Genomic DNA, 15962 nt, shown 5'->3' on the forward strand with positions numbered 1-15962 from the left:
CGTGGAAAAGATCAAGTCGTCCTCGCAGACGCTCAAGCAGGAATACCTCGATACATACGAAGGAGGTGAATGACATGGACTATTTGAACAGCTGAAGTCCAATGCGTCGCGCATGGCTGTCTACGCCATCCTCGTGGCAACGGCTTTATGCGGAATCGCGGCACCCGTCTATGCGCTCAACGGGGAGAAAGGCGATGTCGAACCCGCGTACATGGCTTCGACGGTTAAGGACCGGTACAAAGCCTTCTCTGGAGACACGTTTTACGTAGCAGAGTACGACACGACCTACCGTCAGCTTCGCTACAACAAGGGCTACGACTATCTAGGCGCAGAGGCAATCAGCTATACGTCGGGTTGGTACCGCTCCAACTATGGACACATAACCCAGTTCAAGTGTAACTACCGTGTGTACAACTAAAGCAACCGGCCGGGACGAGGGGTGACGCAAAAGCGTCGCCCCTCGTTTTTAACCATGTCAACTGAACCTAGTTCAGTTTGGTTGATTTCCGATCTCAGCCGAACACATTGAGCGGAAAGGCCGTTCCCGCAGTCAGTCGAACGTCCCCGGGGCCCTTCTCAGGCCCCGGGGACGGCATTTTCCCAGTTGAAGGAACGGTGGAGATGTGTTTCGATGGGTCAGATTCGTGTCGTTCCGAAAAGACCGTGAACCTTTTGTGGGACACGCGGCGCCGTGGTACCATAGCCGAGTTTGTTGTCTTGGTCGGAAACCAAGACGCCTTATGCGCTGATCGGTAACCAGCGCCTGACCAATAAGGAGTCCTACCATGAAGCAGGGTATCCATCCCCAGTATGTCGAGTGCACGGTGACGTGCTCCTGCGGCAACACCTTCAAGACGCACGCTACCGTGTCTGAGATGAAGGTCGAGCTTTGCAACGAGTGCCACCCGTTCTACACCGGCCAGCAGAAGTTCGTCGACACCGGTGGACGCGTCCAGCGCTTCGCCGACAAGTTCGGTGGCGCCGCTGCCGCCCAGCTCAAGAAGGCCGAGGAGGCCAAGGCTGCCAAGGCCGCCAAGGCTGCTGAGGCCGAGGCCGCCCGCAAGGCCGCCGCTGAGGCCAAGGCTGCCGAGAAGGCTAAGCGTGCTGCTAAGTTTGCCGAGGAGGCTGCCAAGCAGGCCGCCGAGGCTCCCGCAGAGGCTCCCGTCGAGGAGGCCGCTGCCGAGGCCGAGACCACCGAGGCCGCTGAGTAAATAGCTCGCCGCGGAATCACTCGCATTCATGGCATAAGGGCCGTGCATCCGTTTGGGTGCGCGGCCCTTTTCTTTTTATTGGTGCAAACCAACCTGCCTCCATTGCACCAAATGGCAGAGAGGCGGCGTTTGCCCAGATAAAACCTGCCAAAATAAACCTGTCCCTTTTTGGCAGGTTGGTCGTAGTTATTACGTGGCGGTCGAGGTCGACCGTATAGGCCGCGCCTTGTTTGGCTAAAGTACAATCATCTGTGTTTAACTCGCCCGCAGCTGCACGGCGTGGGCGATGGCCAAAAAGGAAAACCACATGGGATTCATGTCAAAGCTGCTGTCCTTTGGATCCGATAAGGACCTTAAGCGCTACTACAAGATCGTCGACCAGATCAACGGTCTTGAGCCCCAGTTTGAGAAGATGACCGAGGAGGAACTCCGCGGCCAGACCGATAAGTTCCGCGAGCGTTACGCCAACGGCGAGTCGCTCGACGACATGCTCCCCGAGGCCTTTGCCACCGTGCGTGAGGCTTCCAAGCGCACCATGGGTATGCGCCACTTTGACGTGCAGCTCATTGGCGCCATGGCGCTTCATGAGGGTCATATTGCCGAGATGAAGACCGGCGAGGGCAAGACGCTCGTCTCCACCTTGGCCGGCTACCTCAACGCTATCGCCGGCAAGGGCGTGCATGTCGTTACCGTCAACGATTACCTGGCAAAGCGCGACTCCGAGTGGATGGGCCGCATCTACAAGTACCTGGGCATGACCGTCGGTCTGCTCCAGAACAACATGCCGCTCGAGCTCAAGCGCCCGGCCTACCAGGCCGACGTCACGTACGGCACCAACTCCGAGTTCGGTTTCGATTACCTGCGCGATAACATGGTTACCCGCCCCGAGCAGCGTGTGCAGCGCGGCCACAACTACGCCATCGTCGACGAGGTTGACTCCATCCTGATCGACGAGGCGCGTACCCCGCTCATCATCTCGGGCGCCGGCACCAAGTCCGCCAGCACCTACAAGGACTTCGCGCGTGCCGTGCGTGGCCTTGAGCGCGGCGAGGACGTGTCGCACGACATGCTCACCGCCACCGAGGACGTCGAGCCCACGGGCGACTATGTCATGGACGAGGCCAAGCACACCATCGCCGCCACCGAGCGCGGCCTTAAGAAGATCGAGCGCCGCCTGGGTATCGATGACATCTACGCCGATCTCTCCGGCCAGCTGGTCAACCACCTGCAGCAGGCGCTGAAGGCCCAGTACATGTTCCACCGCGACAAGCAGTACGTGGTCACCAACGGCGAGGTCAAGATCGTCGACGAGTTCACCGGCCGCATTATGGAAGGCCGCCGTTACTCCGAGGGCCTGCACCAGGCCATCGAGGCCAAAGAGGGCGTGCTCGTGCGCGAGGAGAACCAGACGCTGGCCACCATCACCCTGCAGAACTACTTCCGTCTGTATGACAAGCTCTCCGGCATGACCGGCACGGCACTTACCGAGGATGCCGAGTTCCGCGAGATCTACAAGCTGCCCGTCGAGGTCATCCCCTCCAACAAGCCCGTGCAGCGCGTGGACCACGAGGACCTGGTGTACCGCACCATCCAGGCCAAGTACAATGCCGTCGCCGACGACGTTGAGCGTCGTCATGCCAAGGGCCAGCCGGTCCTGGTGGGCACCGTATCCATCGAGAGCTCCGAGAAGCTGTCCGCCGCCCTTACCAAGCGCGGTATCGCACACGAGGTCCTCAACGCCAAGCACCATGAACGCGAGGCCCACATCGTTGCCCAGGCCGGACGCTACGGCGCCGTGACCATCGCCACCAACATGGCCGGTCGTGGTACCGACATCTTGCTGGGCGGCAACCCCGACGAGCTGGTGCGCGAGCGCCTGGAGTACGAGGGCCTGACCATGGAGGACGTGACGCCCGAGCAGCTCGAGCAGTTTAACGCCGAGGCCAAGGAGACCTGCAAGGCCGAGCGCGAGCGCGTGCTTGCCGCCGGCGGCCTGACCGTTATCGGCACCGAGCGCCACGAGTCCCGTCGTATCGACAACCAGCTGCGCGGCCGCTCCGGCCGTCAGGGCGATCCGGGCGAGACCCAGTTCTACCTGTCGCTCGAGGACGACCTCATGCGCCTGTTCGGTGGCGACAAGATGGACCGCGTCTCCAAGATGATGGTCACGGCCGACATGGGCGACGACATGCCCATCCAGCACAAGATCATCTCCAAGGCCGTCGAGAGCGCCCAGCACAAGGTCGAGAGCATCAACTTCTCCATGCGTAAGAGCGTCCTTGAGTACGACGACGTCATGAACAAGCAGCGCCAGGTTATCTACGCCGAGCGCAATAAGATTCTGGACGGCAAGGACCTGACCGACCACATCACCGAGGTCATGCACGATACCGTCTACCGTTGCGTGCAGGAGTTCTGCACCAAGGACAGTCACGATGGCGAGCGCGACCTGGAGGGCCTGCGCAAGTGGGTTGTGGAGCTCACCGGCCACATTGATACGCCGAAGTTCCCCGACGAGGATTATGAGGCCCTGGCTGCCGATGTCCTGGCTTACGTAGAGAAGTGCTACAACATGAAGGCCGAGCGCTTGGGCGAGGACCTGATGCGCGAACTCAACACCCAGGTCATGCTGCGCGTCATCGATACCCGCTGGATGAACTACCTGCAGGAGATGGACTACCTCAAGACCGGAATCGGCCTGCGCGGCTTTGGCCAGCGCGACCCGCTGGTCGAGTACAAGACCGAGGCCTACGGCGCGTTCCAGATGCTCGTCGACACCATGTACGAGGATTACCTGCGTACGGTTCTGCGCATCGAGATCAAGGCTGCCCCGCGTGCCGTGGAGCACAAGGAGGAGCCCGCGCTCGAGGGTGCGCGCTTCTCCGGTCCTGCCGAGGTCGATGGTGACAACGGCGACTCGGTGCTGCGCAAGCAGGCGCAGGTGCAGGCCCGCACGGCTGTCCAGGGTGGTCCGGCTGCCGTCAACAACGGTGGCAAGGTGACCACCTATCGCAAGTCCGAGAGCGACGATCCGTACGTCAACGTGGGCCGCAACGACCCGTGCCCCTGCGGTAGCGGCAAGAAGTTTAAGTACTGCCACGGCAGGAATCGTTAATGGCTGAGGCTTTAGAGGTGACGCCCGCCGAGCTGGACGCGTTCGCGGACCGGCTCGGCGAGGTCGAGTCGTATCTCCATTTGGACGAAAAGCGCACGCGCGTGACCGAGCTCGAGGCTAAAAGCGTGGCCCCCGGCTTTTGGGATGACGCCGACGCTGCCCGTGCCACCATGGAGGAGATCGCGCGCACCAAGGAAGATATCGCTGCCGTGGACACCGCGCGCGGCGAGCTTTCCGATGCCCGCGCCGCGCTGGAGCTTGCCGAGGAGATGGGGGATGACCCCGATGCCGCCGCATTGCGCGAGGAGGCTGCCGCTACGGCAGAACGCCTGGCCCGCGCTATCGACGAGCTCGAGCTTTCGAGCTGGTTTACCGGTGAGTTCGATCACGGCGACGCGATTGTGACCATCAAGCCCGGACAGGGTGGCCTGGAGGCACAGGACTGGACCTTCATGCTCTTTAAGATGTACATGAAGTACTGCCAGCGTCGCGGCTGGAAGGTCACCATTAACGACTGCCCCGCGGCCGAGGTCATCGGCATCGACCGTGCGACCTTTACCGTCGAGGGCAAGGACGCGTTTGGCATGCTGCGCGCCGAGGCCGGTGTGCACCGTCTGGTGCGCATTAGCCCCACCGACGACAAGAAGCGCCGCCAGACCACGTTTGCCGGCGTCGAGGTCATCCCCGTGCTGCCTGACGATATCGACATCGAGATCAGTCCCGACGATATCCGCGTGGACGTGTATCACGCGAGCGGCCCGGGCGGACAGGGCGTCAACACCACCGACTCCGCCGTGCGCGTGACGCATTTCCCCAGCGGCATTGTGGTTACCTGCCAAAACGAGCGCAGCCAGATTCAGAACAAGGCCGCGTGCATGCAGATCCTCAAGGCTCGCCTGTACGAGATTGAGCTCGAGAAGCGCGCCGAGGCCCTGGATGAGATCCGCGGACCCAAGACCACGATTGGTTTTGGCAACCAGATTCGCAGCTACGTGCTCTACCCGTACCAGATGGTCAAGGACCTACGCACGGGCGTGGAGACCAGCAATGTCGAGGCCGTTCTTGACGATGGCGACCTGGACCCGTTTGTTATTGGCTACCATCGCTGGGCCACCGGCAACGCCGATGCAGAAGGCTCGGAGGTCTAAAACATCGGGCAGTTTCAAGCCGATGCTAAGCCCAACGGTTGGACGGGTTTGTATCCAGAACAAACCCTGCGCAGGGGTGGTTTTTGTCCGGCGAATCGGTAGAATCGAATACAAGAAGAAGTTCAAAGCGCATCCGTTTGGGTGCGCTTTTTTGAGGGAGGCAGCATGGCATATCGTCTGGACATCAAGCGCATTCTTTCGATGAACTTCTTTCACGACCTGCCCCAGATCATGTTGGGGTGTGCCTTGGCCGCCATCGCGACCGACCTGTTTTTGATTCCCAACGGTCTTGCCGCCGGTGGCGTTACGGGCCTTGCGACTATTATCCAGGCGGTCGGCGCGGCGCGAGGCGTGTCGCTTCCCGTCGGTATCCAGACCATCGTGATGAATGCCTTGCTGCTGCTGGTCGTTATGCGCGAGGGCGGCATGTTCTACGTGGTGCAGACCGCGACGGGCTTTGTGCTTCTGGGCTTCTTTACCGATCTGTTCGCCCCGTTTGTAGCACCTCTGGCACATGCAGACCTGATGCTCCCTGCCATGTGGGGCGGCATTATTACAGGCATCGGTTACGGCATGGTGCTGCGCGCCGGCGCCAACACCGGCGGCTCGGACACGATTGGCCAAATCATCTCGCGTAATACCTCGCTGCCCGTGGGCTCGACCGTCATGGCGATCGATGTTGCCGTATGCGCGCTGTCGGCTCCGGTCTTTTCAATCGAAAACGCACTATATGCAGGCCTTTCGATGGTCATTAGCGGCTACGTGATCGATGCCGTGGTCGATGGTGGCAACAAACGCCGTATGGTACTCATCATCTCGGACAAGTTCCCTGATATCGCTGCCGATATCATGTATGGCCTGGGTCGCGGGTGTACCAAGTTTAAGGCGACTGGCATGTATTCGGGTGCCGAGAAGCCGGTGATTATGGTCATCGTGAGCCGTCGAGAGCTCAATACCCTCAAGACGATCGTGCGCGAGCGCGATCCTCGCGCCATTGTGACGGTCGCCGACGTTACGGAAGCCTTCGGCGAGGGATTCAAGGACATTAGCGCGTAGGGTCGACCGCGTTCCATCCAAAAGACGTTCACATTGATAAACCGTTTCATCAGCGGTTCTGCCTGCTAAATTGTTCAAATAATGATAAAAACTCTGGTAAAGCCATCAGTTTCCAGCATAATGAATGACGTACGTGCATTGCGGCTGTGTTGGGATTACCTTTCCGTGCCGTGCGCATTTTGTCTAATGAGGATGAAAGGAAGGCACAATGAGCGACGAAGAGCTCAAAAAGGTTGCCAACGAGGTAAGGAAGGGCATCGTCACCGGCGTGCACGCTGCCAAGTCCGGCCATCCGGGCGGTTCGCTCGGCGCTGCCGACATCATGACCTATCTGTACTTTGAGGAAATGAACGTCGACCCGGCCGATCCCCGCAAGGCCGATCGCGACCGTTTTGTGCTCTCCAAGGGCCATTGCGCTCCGGGTCTGTACGCCGTGCTCGCCGAGCGCGGGTTCTTCCCCAAGGAGGATCTCGAGACGCTGCGCCACATCGGTAGCCACCTGCAGGGCCATCCCAACATGAACGACACCCCGGGTGTCGATATGTCCACCGGTTCGCTCGGCCAGGGCATCTCCGCTGCCGTGGGCATGGCTGTTGCCGCCAAGCACTGGGGCGATGACTATCGCACCTACGCCCTGTTGGGTGATGGCGAGAGCGAGGAGGGCCAGGTCTGGGAGGCAGCCATGTTTGCCGGCAACCAGCAGCTCGATAACCTCTGCGTGATCGTCGACCACAACGGCCTGCAGATCGACGGTCCCGTCGAGGAGGTCAACGACCCCATGCCGCTCGCCGACAAGTTCCGCGCCTTTAAGTTCCACGTGGTGGAGCTCGCCGACGGCAACGATTTCGATCAGATCCGCGCCGCCTTTGCCGAGGCTCGCGCTACTAAGGGCCAGCCGACCGCCATTATCGCCGAGACCATGAAGGGCAAGGGCGTTTCCTTTATGGAGAACCAGGTGGGTTGGCACGGCAAGGCCCCCAACGATGAACAGTTTGAGCAGGCCATGGCAGAGCTCACGGCCGCCGGAGAGGAGCTCTAGGATGGCAGACGTCAAGAAAATCGCCACGCGCGTAAGCTACGGCGAGGCCCTCGTCGAGCTCGCCAACGAGCACGATGACTTTGTGGTCCTCGACGCCGACCTGGCCGCCGCCACGCAGACCGGCAAATTTAAGGCCGCCTGCCCCGACCGCTTCTTCGATGTGGGCATTGCCGAGAGCAACCTGATGGGCGTCGCCGCCGGTATCGCAACCACCGGTCGCGTTGCCTTTGCGAGCACCTTTGCCATGTTCGCCGCCGGCCGCGCCTTTGAGCAGGTCCGCAACTCCATCGGCTACCCGCACCTCAACGTTAAGATCGGCGCCACGCACGCCGGTATCTCGGTGGGCGAGGATGGCGCCACGCACCAGTGCTGCGAGGATATCGCCCTCATGCGCGTCATCCCCGGCATGACCGTGATCGTTCCTGCCGACGACGTCGAGGCCCGCACCGTGACGCGCGCCGCCTACGAGTGCGACGGTCCGGTGTACATGCGCTTCGCCCGTTTGGCCTCGCCGGTTATCAACGACCCCGAGACCTACAAGTTCGAGTTGGGTAAGGGCATTGTCATGCGCGAGGGCGCCGATGTGACCATCATCGCCTGCGGCCTGATGGTCGGCGAGGCTCTCGAGGCCGCCGAGCAGCTCGCTACCGAGGGCATCGACGCCGAGGTCATCAACATGCACACCATCAAGCCCATCGATGCCGACCTGATCGTCAAGAGCGCCACCAAGACCGGCCACGTCGTGACCGTCGAGGAGCACTCCGTGATCGGTGGCCTGGGCAGCGCCGTTGCCGACGTCCTGTGCGAGCAGTGCCCGACGCCGCTCAAGAAGATTGGCGTCAACGACACCTTCGGTGAGTCCGGCCCGGGTGCCGAGCTCCTGCACAAGTACGGCCTGGACGCCGCCAACATCGTGGCGACCACCAAGGAGTTCTTGGCATAAGGCAAGGCGGATCTCAAGGACTGCTTCGCCAGAACTATAAAACTGTTTCGCCATTACTATGGAAACCCGGCAGGGGCGCTCTCTTGGAGAGCGCCCCTGTTTCAGTTGCGGTGAAATAAGGACTGTTTTGCCAGCTTAAAGGCTCAACAGCCCCTATTTCACCGCAACTCATGAAGACGCCCCTCAAGCACGGTCCCATCAGGGAAAAGGGCATATATCGGCAAAGTGCAATTCAGACCCTTCCAACTTTGTATATGCAGCACCCCAAGATAAACGCGGCGGCCCCTTAGTAGCCGCAGGCCGGGCACAGGGTTACCTCCCAAATTTTTCCGCAGGACGGAGGAGCCCCCGCAGCGCGAAGCGCGCAGCGGGGGCTCCGACATGTCCGAGGACGATTTGGAGAGTAACCCTGTGCCCGGCCGACGGGATCCCTAAGCACGCCATGCTTCTTATGTGCAGCAAAGCTAATACTGCTAAAATACAAAGCGCTCATGTAGTTTAAACGCACGACGATAAGGAGCACCAGTGGGTAACCACTTCCGTACCTCCGGTGCGGGCGATGATGCCCCCAAGACGCAGGCAGGCGTCCAGGGCAGTCGTTTCGCCACTCCGGATTCAGAGGGCCAGCCTGTTGCTCAGGCCCCCGCTCAGCCGGCAGATCAGGCACAGCCGGCATCCGATCCCTTTGCCTACAATCCAACCAGCGATGTCGCGCTTTCCGGCACGGTGGGTTTTGAGCCCGTTCAGGCCGTGACCGCTCGCGTGGAGCAGCCTCAGGCTGGTGCCGCCATGCCGCAGCCTACCATGGCCGGCATTCCCGACCCCTTGGCCCCTGCGACGCCGGCTCCTCAGCCTGCGCAGTCCGGTCTCTTTGCCGCTATTCCCGACCCCACGCAGCCTGCTGCCCCGGTGGTCGAGAGCGATCAGGCAGCCGAGGTCGCAAGCCTCGATAACGCGCTCAACAACCCCGATTTTACGTCGGTGTTTGCGCCCATCGATCCGCAGGCCAGCCGCAAGAAGATGGCCAAGCAGGCCGGTGTCGAGCCCGTCATCCTTATGGAGCATGTCACCAAGATCTATCCGGCACAGCCCAACAAGCCTGCACTCGACGACATCAACATCGAGATCTATCCGGGCGAGTTCGTCTTCCTGGTCGGTCACTCCGGCTCGGGTAAGACCACGCTGCTGTCGACGCTCAACCGTGACGTCAAGCCGACGAGCGGCCGCATCCTGGTTGCCGGTCAGGACCTCATGAAGATCAAGAACCGCAAGGTTCCGTTCCTGCGCCGCCAGATTGGCGCCGTGTTCCAGGACTTTAAGCTTCTGCCGCAAAAGACCGCCTACGAAAACGTGGCGTTTGCCCTGCAGTGCATCGGCAAGCCCAAGGGCGTCATTCGCAGCCAGGTGCCCGAGGTGCTGCGTCTGGTCGGCCTGGCTGATCAGATGGACTCGCTGCCCGACCAGCTTTCCGGTGGCGAGCAGCAGCGCGTTGCCGTCGCCCGCGCTATGGTCAACCGTCCGCCGCTGCTGATCTGCGACGAGCCCACGGGCAACCTCGACCCGGCGATCTCGCTGGGCATCATGAAGCTGCTTGAGCGTATTAACCGCACCGGCACCACCGTGATCGTCGCCACGCACGACCGCGAGATGGTCGATAGCATGCACCGTCGCGTGATCGCCCTCGAGGGCGGCCACGTCATCCGCGACCAGGAGAGGGGAGGTTACGGCAACTATGGCACCAACTAACGTGGGCTACTCCTTCAAAGAGGCAATCAGCCACTTCTTCCGTAACTGGACTACCTCGCTCGGCGCCGTCATCACGATCTTCCTTTCGCTGTTTATCATCGGCCTGTTCATCATGGGCTCCGCGATGCTGAACTCCGTGATCGGCACCGTCGAGGATCAGGTTGTCATCAACGCGTTCATTAGTGATGACGCTGATCAGGCCGATGTTCAGGCTTTTGAGGCCGAGCTTAAGACGTGGAATAACGTCAAGTCCGTGACCTATAAGGACAAGGACGACGCGCTGGCCGAGTATACGAGCAAGATGTCGGGCAACGCCGACGCCACCATGAGCGCGCTCGATGGCCAGAACCCGCTGCCGGCTTCCTTCGCTATTGAGATGGACGATCCGTCCAAGGTCGAGAGCACGGCAGAGAAGCTCAAGAAGGATGCCGATTTCCAGAAGATCGCGGATGACGGCGACGTCAACGCGAGCGTGCTGTACGGCCAGGAGGAAGTGAGCCGCCTGTTCCAGGTGACCAACTACATCCGCATCGCCGCCGTGGTGCTCGTTGGCCTTCTGACCTTTATCGCATTCATCTTCATCAACAACACGATTCGCCTGTCCATCACGGCGCGTCGTCGTGAGATTGCGATTATGCGTCTGGTCGGCGCCAGCAACGGCTTCATTCGCGGCCCGTTTATCACCGAGGGCGTGCTGCAGGCCATTTTGGGCTCGCTGCTTTCCATCGGCGTTCTGGAGCTGCTGCGCAATTTGATGATTCCGCGTCTGCAGGAGAGTATCGGCTGGATGTCGTTTGCCCTGCCGATGCAGTATTACCTGGTGACCTATGCTGCGCTGATTCTGGTCGGCGTGATTATCGGTCTCTTTGGTTCTGCCATAGCCATGCGCCGCTACCTGCGCGTGTAGGCATGCCTGGAATTCATCCCTTCCAACGGGTCGTCTCTTATGGGGCGGCCCGTTTTTTGATTCCTAGGGGACGGCAGGAAAGCGAATCATTTGGGTAGACTCTTTGGAGTTCGCAATCGATAGTTAGGAGGCGCCATGGGGCGCAATAACAAGCATAAGCGTGGAGCTCGCAATAAGCGCGGGCCGGTGCGCAGCGAACGCCGTCCGAGCCTGACCGGGCGCGTGCAGCTCCATGAGCACAGTGCCTATGTCATAACCGAGAATGGCGACTACAAGGTCATGGGCCGCGGTAAGCGTGAGATCATGGACGGCGATACCGTTGCCGTGAGCATTAAGAATAGCCCGCATGGCGAGCGTCGCGCTGTGATCGAAGGCGTGGTTGAGCGCGCAGCCATAAGCGTGGTGGGCACGTACCAGACCGCCGGTCCGCTCGGTGTGATCGAGCCGCTCGATTCGCGTCTGAAGGCCGACTTCTTCATTCTGCCCGAGGATACCTCGGCGGATCGTCTGGGCGTCCACCCGGGTGATGCTGTTGTCGCGCGCATTTTGACCTACCCGACGCGCCTGGAATCGGGTACCGTGACGATCGAACGCCGCATCGGCGGAGATGACGCGCCCGATTTGGGTGTTCAATATGTGATGGCGCGTTACGGCTATACCGATAGCTATCCCGAGGCCGCGCTGGGCGAGGCCGAGGGGCTTTCGCTCGATGTGTCCGCGGCGCTTAAGGACCCGCTCCGCCGCGATCTGCGCGACCGCTTTGTCATCACGATCGACCCAGTCGACGCGCGCGACTTTGACGATGCCATTTCGTTGGAGCGCACGCCTGAGGGTGGCTACAAGCTGGGTGTGCATATCGCCGACGTTTCACACTATGTGGCTTGGGACGGGCATATCGATCTTGAGGCTCGTCATCGTACGACATCGGTGTATCTGGCCGATCGCGTGCTTCCCATGCTGCCCGAACGCCTGTCCAATGACCTGTGCTCGCTTCGCCCTGACGAGGACCGCCTGGCGTTTACCGTCGATATCGAGCTCGATGCGCAGGGCCGCGTGCGGCATTACGATCCGTACCCCAGCGTGATTCGCTCGCGTGTGCGTATGGACTATGACGGCGCCGAGGCGCTGCTGGTGCGTGCCGGCGCGGTTGAGTATTCGGTGTTGGAGGGTGCGGCCGAGGATGTTGCGGCTGCCGAGACCTCGCGCGAGGAAGCGCTTGAGCGCGGTCTTGCGTGCGAGGAGGCCGCCCGCGGCTACAACGTCGACCTCTGCGATTTCCTTGTTGCCGCTAACGAACTCGCCGAACTTCGCCGTCGTATTCGTCGCGCCCGCGGCTCAGTCGATTTTGACACGGCCGAGATTCGCGCTCTATTGGATAAGGACGGAGTACCCGTGCAGATTGTGGCGCGTGAGCGTTCGTGTGCCACGTCGCTTATCGAGGAGGCCATGCTGCTCGCCAACGAGTGCGTTGCAGAGTGGCTGGCAGACCGTGATATCGAGGCCTGCTATCGCGTGCATGAGGATCCGAGCCCCGATAGCCTGCACGGTGCCGCCGTTGCGCTGGCGCAGTTAGGCATCATCGACGATCGCCGTGCTGCCGGTATTGCCCTGGGGAGCCCCGATGAGCTGCAGGCTGCAGTTGATGCTGCCGCCGGTACGGCCAACGCACCGCTCGTTAACACGCTGCTTCTGCGCAGCATGCAGCGCGCGCTGTACAAGCCGCGCAACGAGGGCCACTTTGCGCTCGCCGCGCCGTGCTACTGTCACTTTACGAGTCCCATCCGTCGCTACCCCGATCTGGTGGTGCACCGCGTGCTCAAACTGCAGTTGGCCTATGAGCAGCTCGGCGGCAAGGACGCCTTGGTCCGTACGCTGCGGCTGATCGGCAAGGGGCGCGAGTCGCTGCCGCGCATTCTGCCGCAGATCTGCCGCGCATGCAGCGATGCCGAGCGCGCGGCAGATGCCGCCAGCCATGCGACGCAAAAGATCAAGATTGCCCAGTACTATGAGGACCGTCTGGGCGAGCGCTATGCCGGAACCGTCTCGTGGGTTAGCAGCATGGGCCTTTTTGTGCGCTTGGACCTAACGCAGGTCGAAGGCTTGGTTTCGATCAAGAGTCTGGGCAACGAGTGGTTCGAGTTCGACGAGGACGCGCTCACGCTCACAGGTGCCGATACGGGCACCCGTTACGAGCTGGGGCAGCGCGTGATTATCGAGGTCTCGCGCGTCAATACCACGCGTGGGCACTTGGACTTTAAGCTTATCCATTAGCCAAATCCCGACTCATGGTGGGGGAGCGGAGGGCGGCCTTTCGGGACCGCCCTTCGCATTTGAATCGTGGCTACCTTGCCGTCTGCTCGGCCGCCCGCTTACCTGCTGTTTGAGAGGTAAAACCTACCAAAATAAACCTGTCCCTTTTGGCGGGTTTACAAGAAAGCGGGGATGAGATGGCGACGGTGTACGGTTATGCGCGGGTGAGTTCGCGCGATCAGAATCTTAATCGGCAGCTGGATGCGCTGGGCGCCTATGGCGTGGGCTCGGCGAATATTTATGCCGACCATGCGAGCGGCAAGGACTTCGATCGACCGCGTTATCGCGAGCTGCTGCACGTCCTGGGAGACGGGGACGTGCTGGTGGTGCTTTCTATCGACCGACTTGGCCGTAATTACTCCGAGATTCTTGAGGAATGGCGACGCATTACCAAGGTGCTCGGGGTTGCCATTGTGGTGTTGGATATGCCATTGCTTGACACGCGCGCCAGGGCCAGCGGCGCGCCGGATGTGACTAACACCCTGATTGCTGATATTGTGCTGCAGCTGCTGAGCTACGTGGCGCAGGTGGAGCGCGAGAATATCCATCGGCGCCAGGCGGAGGGGATTGCAGCGGCGCGGGCGCGAGGGGTCCGTTTCGGTCGACCTCGCAAGCCATGCCCTCCTCAGTTTGAGCTGGTGCGCGATAGCTATGAGGCGGGCGATATTACCCGCAGCCAGGCAGCAAAGTGCCTGGGCGTGTGCGTGGGGACGTTCGATCGCTGGATGCGCGAGGCGGGGTAGGGTTTTGCGTCGCTTTGTCGCTTCCTGTTGCGATTCAAATTTTGATACGGTGACGATGCCATTTGGGGCTACACTCGCTGATATTCAAAAAAGGAGGTTGACCCTTGGCGCGCGTAAAACAAATAATCGGATGGACCGCGATCGTTCTGTTCGCTGCAACGCTGGCGGGCATCTGGGTGCTGACGGAGCAAAATGCGGTGGAGACGTCGTTGCTGAGCGAGTCCACCGCGCGTGTGGTGGAGGGTCAGGCTACGGGCGTTCAGGCTGTCGATGCCACGGGTGAAGCTCAGGCGGAGAACGGAATGACCGGGGGCACCGATTCGGCTGCCTCGAATGTCCGGTCTGGCCGACTTGCTTCCATTCGCATGTGGGTGGGCACAAACGTCCGTCGCGTTGCCCATACCGTAGAGTTTTTCTTCGTCGGATTGTTCGCCTCCGTGGTCGTGGTTTGCTTTTCCAGGCGTCCGTGGAGCGTATGCTCCCGTTGCGTGCCCGTATTGCTCTTTTGCGCCGCCTGCTCCGTTGGCGATCAGGTGCATAAGATCTTTGTTCCCGGAAGGCATTTCGACGTTATCGATTTAGGATTCGACGCTGCGGGCTATGTCACCGCCATGCTGTCGGTATTGCTGGCGGCGGCGTTGGTGCGCCATGCGACTCGGCCGATCGGCGCCCATGCGAGGCGCTAGCCGGTAACAAACCCGTTTCTGATAATGCGACCTTGTTGAATTATTTTGTGTCGCGCGTATTTCCGAGCGGTCGGATTTGAGGGGCGAGCGGTAGAACGCTCGCCCTTTGTGCGCCACGATGCGGCACAATGTACCGCAAAAGCTGTTTGTATCCGGTACGAATCGTTCGTTGGTCTTTAATTCTTCTCAACGGAGGTGTTTGAGATGGCAAACGGATTGCTTTTGCGGCTTCGCGAGCGTGAGCTCAGCGCGAGCCCGGCGGAACGCAATGTCATCGCATATGTAAGCGCTCATCCGCACGAGGTGGTCGGGCTGTCCGTCCGCGGTCTTGCCGATGTCACGTTCTCCTCGCCCTCGAGCATTTTGCGCTTTTGCAAGCGTTTGGGTTTTGCGGGCTACAAGGAGTTCCAGCGCGAACTGATTGCCGAGCTGGCGCTCTTAGGTGACAAGAAAGACGTAGCCCTCGAGGACATCTCCATGGATGACAGCGTCGAACGCATCGTGGGGAAGGTGATGAAAAGCAACGTGCGCACGATCGAGGCGACGGCGCGAACGCTCGATTACACCGTCTTGGAGCGATGCGCGGCCCGTCTTAAGCGGGCACGCGCGGTCAATCTGTTCGGTATTGGTGCTTCTCGTTTGGTCGCGCACGACCTGGCGCAAAAGCTCATGCGTGTCGACAAAGAGTGCCATCTGTACGACGACTGGCATGATCAGCTCTTATGTGCCAAGAACATGCATGAGGGCGATATGGCAATCGCCTTTAGCTACTCGGGCTTGACGCAAGAGGTGCTGGACTGCACCGCCGAGGCTCAACGTCACAACTGTCCCGTTGTGGCCGTTACCAAAGTAGATGGATCATCCAAGCTTGCCACCATGGCCGATGCCGTGCTCGGCGTCGCTGCGAGTGAACCCTTGGTCCGCAGCGGTGCCATGGCTTCGCGTATGGCCCAGCTTATGGTTGTCGATGCCCTGTACGCTGCTTACGTTGCCAGCGACTACGAACGGGCGACGCATGTCATTAAGCAAAACTACATCGAGAAACAGGAAAGATGAGG

Annotated in this window: 13 protein-coding genes; all 13 read left to right on the forward strand. The window is 60.6% G+C overall.

Going from position 1 to position 15962, the window contains the following annotated elements:
- The first annotated feature begins 112 nt into the window (after window positions 1-112).
- The 13 genes from ABHU32_RS08655 to ABHU32_RS08715 all read left to right on the forward strand — a co-directional run bounded on the left by ABHU32_RS08655 (window position 113) and on the right by ABHU32_RS08715 (window position 15960).
- Entirely contained in the window at window positions 113-418 is a 306-nt protein-coding gene (locus ABHU32_RS08655) for a hypothetical protein (RefSeq protein ID WP_346979655.1), read from the forward strand.
- A gap of 367 nt (window positions 419-785) precedes the next feature.
- Window positions 786-1211, forward strand: a complete 426-nt coding sequence (rpmE, locus tag ABHU32_RS08660; protein WP_006235303.1) for a 50S ribosomal protein L31 — start codon at window positions 786-788, stop codon at window positions 1209-1211.
- Between the two features lie 307 nt (window positions 1212-1518).
- Window positions 1519-4326 carry a preprotein translocase subunit SecA gene (secA, locus tag ABHU32_RS08665; RefSeq protein WP_271744662.1) on the forward strand — a complete coding sequence of 936 codons (2808 nt, stop codon included), beginning with the start codon at window positions 1519-1521 and terminating at the stop codon, window positions 4324-4326.
- Window positions 4326-5474 (forward strand): peptide chain release factor 2, encoded by a 1149-nt coding sequence (gene prfB, locus ABHU32_RS08670; RefSeq protein WP_138113004.1) that lies wholly within the window; start codon window positions 4326-4328, stop codon window positions 5472-5474. Before secA ends, prfB begins: the two co-directional genes overlap by 1 nt.
- A gap of 165 nt (window positions 5475-5639) precedes the next feature.
- Entirely contained in the window at window positions 5640-6530 is an 891-nt protein-coding gene (locus tag ABHU32_RS08675) for a YitT family protein (RefSeq protein WP_346979656.1), read from the forward strand.
- 208 nt (window positions 6531-6738) lie between these two features.
- A complete protein-coding gene (locus ABHU32_RS08680; RefSeq protein WP_055285663.1) occupies window positions 6739-7569 on the forward strand; it encodes a transketolase in 831 nt (276 codons plus the stop codon).
- A gap of 1 nt (window position 7570) precedes the next feature.
- On the forward strand, window positions 7571-8512 hold the full coding sequence (locus tag ABHU32_RS08685; RefSeq protein WP_346979657.1) for a transketolase family protein: 942 nt from the start codon (window positions 7571-7573) through the stop codon (window positions 8510-8512).
- A gap of 525 nt (window positions 8513-9037) precedes the next feature.
- The gene (ftsE, locus tag ABHU32_RS08690) at window positions 9038-10258 is read left to right on the forward strand and encodes a cell division ATP-binding protein FtsE (RefSeq protein WP_346979658.1); all 1221 of its coding nucleotides are present in this window, start codon (window positions 9038-9040) and stop codon (window positions 10256-10258) included.
- Window positions 10245-11165, forward strand: a complete 921-nt coding sequence (gene ftsX / locus ABHU32_RS08695) for a permease-like cell division protein FtsX (protein WP_006235311.1) — start codon at window positions 10245-10247, stop codon at window positions 11163-11165. Before ftsE ends, ftsX begins: the two co-directional genes overlap by 14 nt.
- 135 nt (window positions 11166-11300) lie before the next feature.
- Window positions 11301-13436 (forward strand): ribonuclease R family protein, encoded by a 2136-nt coding sequence (locus ABHU32_RS08700; RefSeq protein ID WP_346979659.1) that lies wholly within the window; start codon window positions 11301-11303, stop codon window positions 13434-13436.
- Between the two features lie 176 nt (window positions 13437-13612).
- On the forward strand, window positions 13613-14218 hold the full coding sequence (locus ABHU32_RS08705) for a recombinase family protein (RefSeq protein ID WP_195919687.1): 606 nt from the start codon (window positions 13613-13615) through the stop codon (window positions 14216-14218).
- A 104-nt stretch (window positions 14219-14322) separates the two neighbouring features.
- Window positions 14323-14904 (forward strand): VanZ family protein, encoded by a 582-nt coding sequence (locus ABHU32_RS08710; protein ID WP_346979660.1) that lies wholly within the window; start codon window positions 14323-14325, stop codon window positions 14902-14904.
- Between the two features lie 204 nt (window positions 14905-15108).
- Window positions 15109-15960, forward strand: a complete 852-nt coding sequence (locus ABHU32_RS08715) for a MurR/RpiR family transcriptional regulator (protein ID WP_055310345.1) — start codon at window positions 15109-15111, stop codon at window positions 15958-15960.
- Window positions 15961-15962 lie beyond the last annotated feature (2 nt).

Source organism: Collinsella aerofaciens, from assembly GCF_039758965.1.
In the GTDB taxonomy this organism is placed as follows: Bacteria; Actinomycetota; Coriobacteriia; order Coriobacteriales; family Coriobacteriaceae; genus Collinsella; species Collinsella aerofaciens_BR.

Bases quoted from the DNA above. Each gene is read 5' to 3' on its own strand.
- ABHU32_RS08655 (WP_346979655.1), top strand. From the start codon at position 113: ATGGCTGTCTACGCCATCCTCGTGGCAACGGCTTTATGCGGAATCGCG.
- secA (WP_271744662.1), top strand. From the start codon at position 1,519: ATGGGATTCATGTCAAAGCTGCTGTCCTTTGGATCCGATAAGGACCTT.
- ABHU32_RS08680 (WP_055285663.1), top strand. From the start codon at position 6,739: ATGAGCGACGAAGAGCTCAAAAAGGTTGCCAACGAGGTAAGGAAGGGC.
- ABHU32_RS08715 (WP_055310345.1), top strand. From the start codon at position 15,109: ATGGCAAACGGATTGCTTTTGCGGCTTCGCGAGCGTGAGCTCAGCGCG.
- prfB (WP_138113004.1), top strand. From the start codon at position 4,326: ATGGCTGAGGCTTTAGAGGTGACGCCCGCCGAGCTGGACGCGTTCGCG.
- ABHU32_RS08705 (WP_195919687.1), top strand. From the start codon at position 13,613: ATGGCGACGGTGTACGGTTATGCGCGGGTGAGTTCGCGCGATCAGAAT.
- ABHU32_RS08700 (WP_346979659.1), top strand. From the start codon at position 11,301: ATGGGGCGCAATAACAAGCATAAGCGTGGAGCTCGCAATAAGCGCGGG.
- ABHU32_RS08675 (WP_346979656.1), top strand. From the start codon at position 5,640: ATGGCATATCGTCTGGACATCAAGCGCATTCTTTCGATGAACTTCTTT.
- ABHU32_RS08685 (WP_346979657.1), top strand. From the start codon at position 7,571: ATGGCAGACGTCAAGAAAATCGCCACGCGCGTAAGCTACGGCGAGGCC.
- rpmE (WP_006235303.1), top strand. From the start codon at position 786: ATGAAGCAGGGTATCCATCCCCAGTATGTCGAGTGCACGGTGACGTGC.
- ftsX (WP_006235311.1), top strand. From the start codon at position 10,245: ATGGCACCAACTAACGTGGGCTACTCCTTCAAAGAGGCAATCAGCCAC.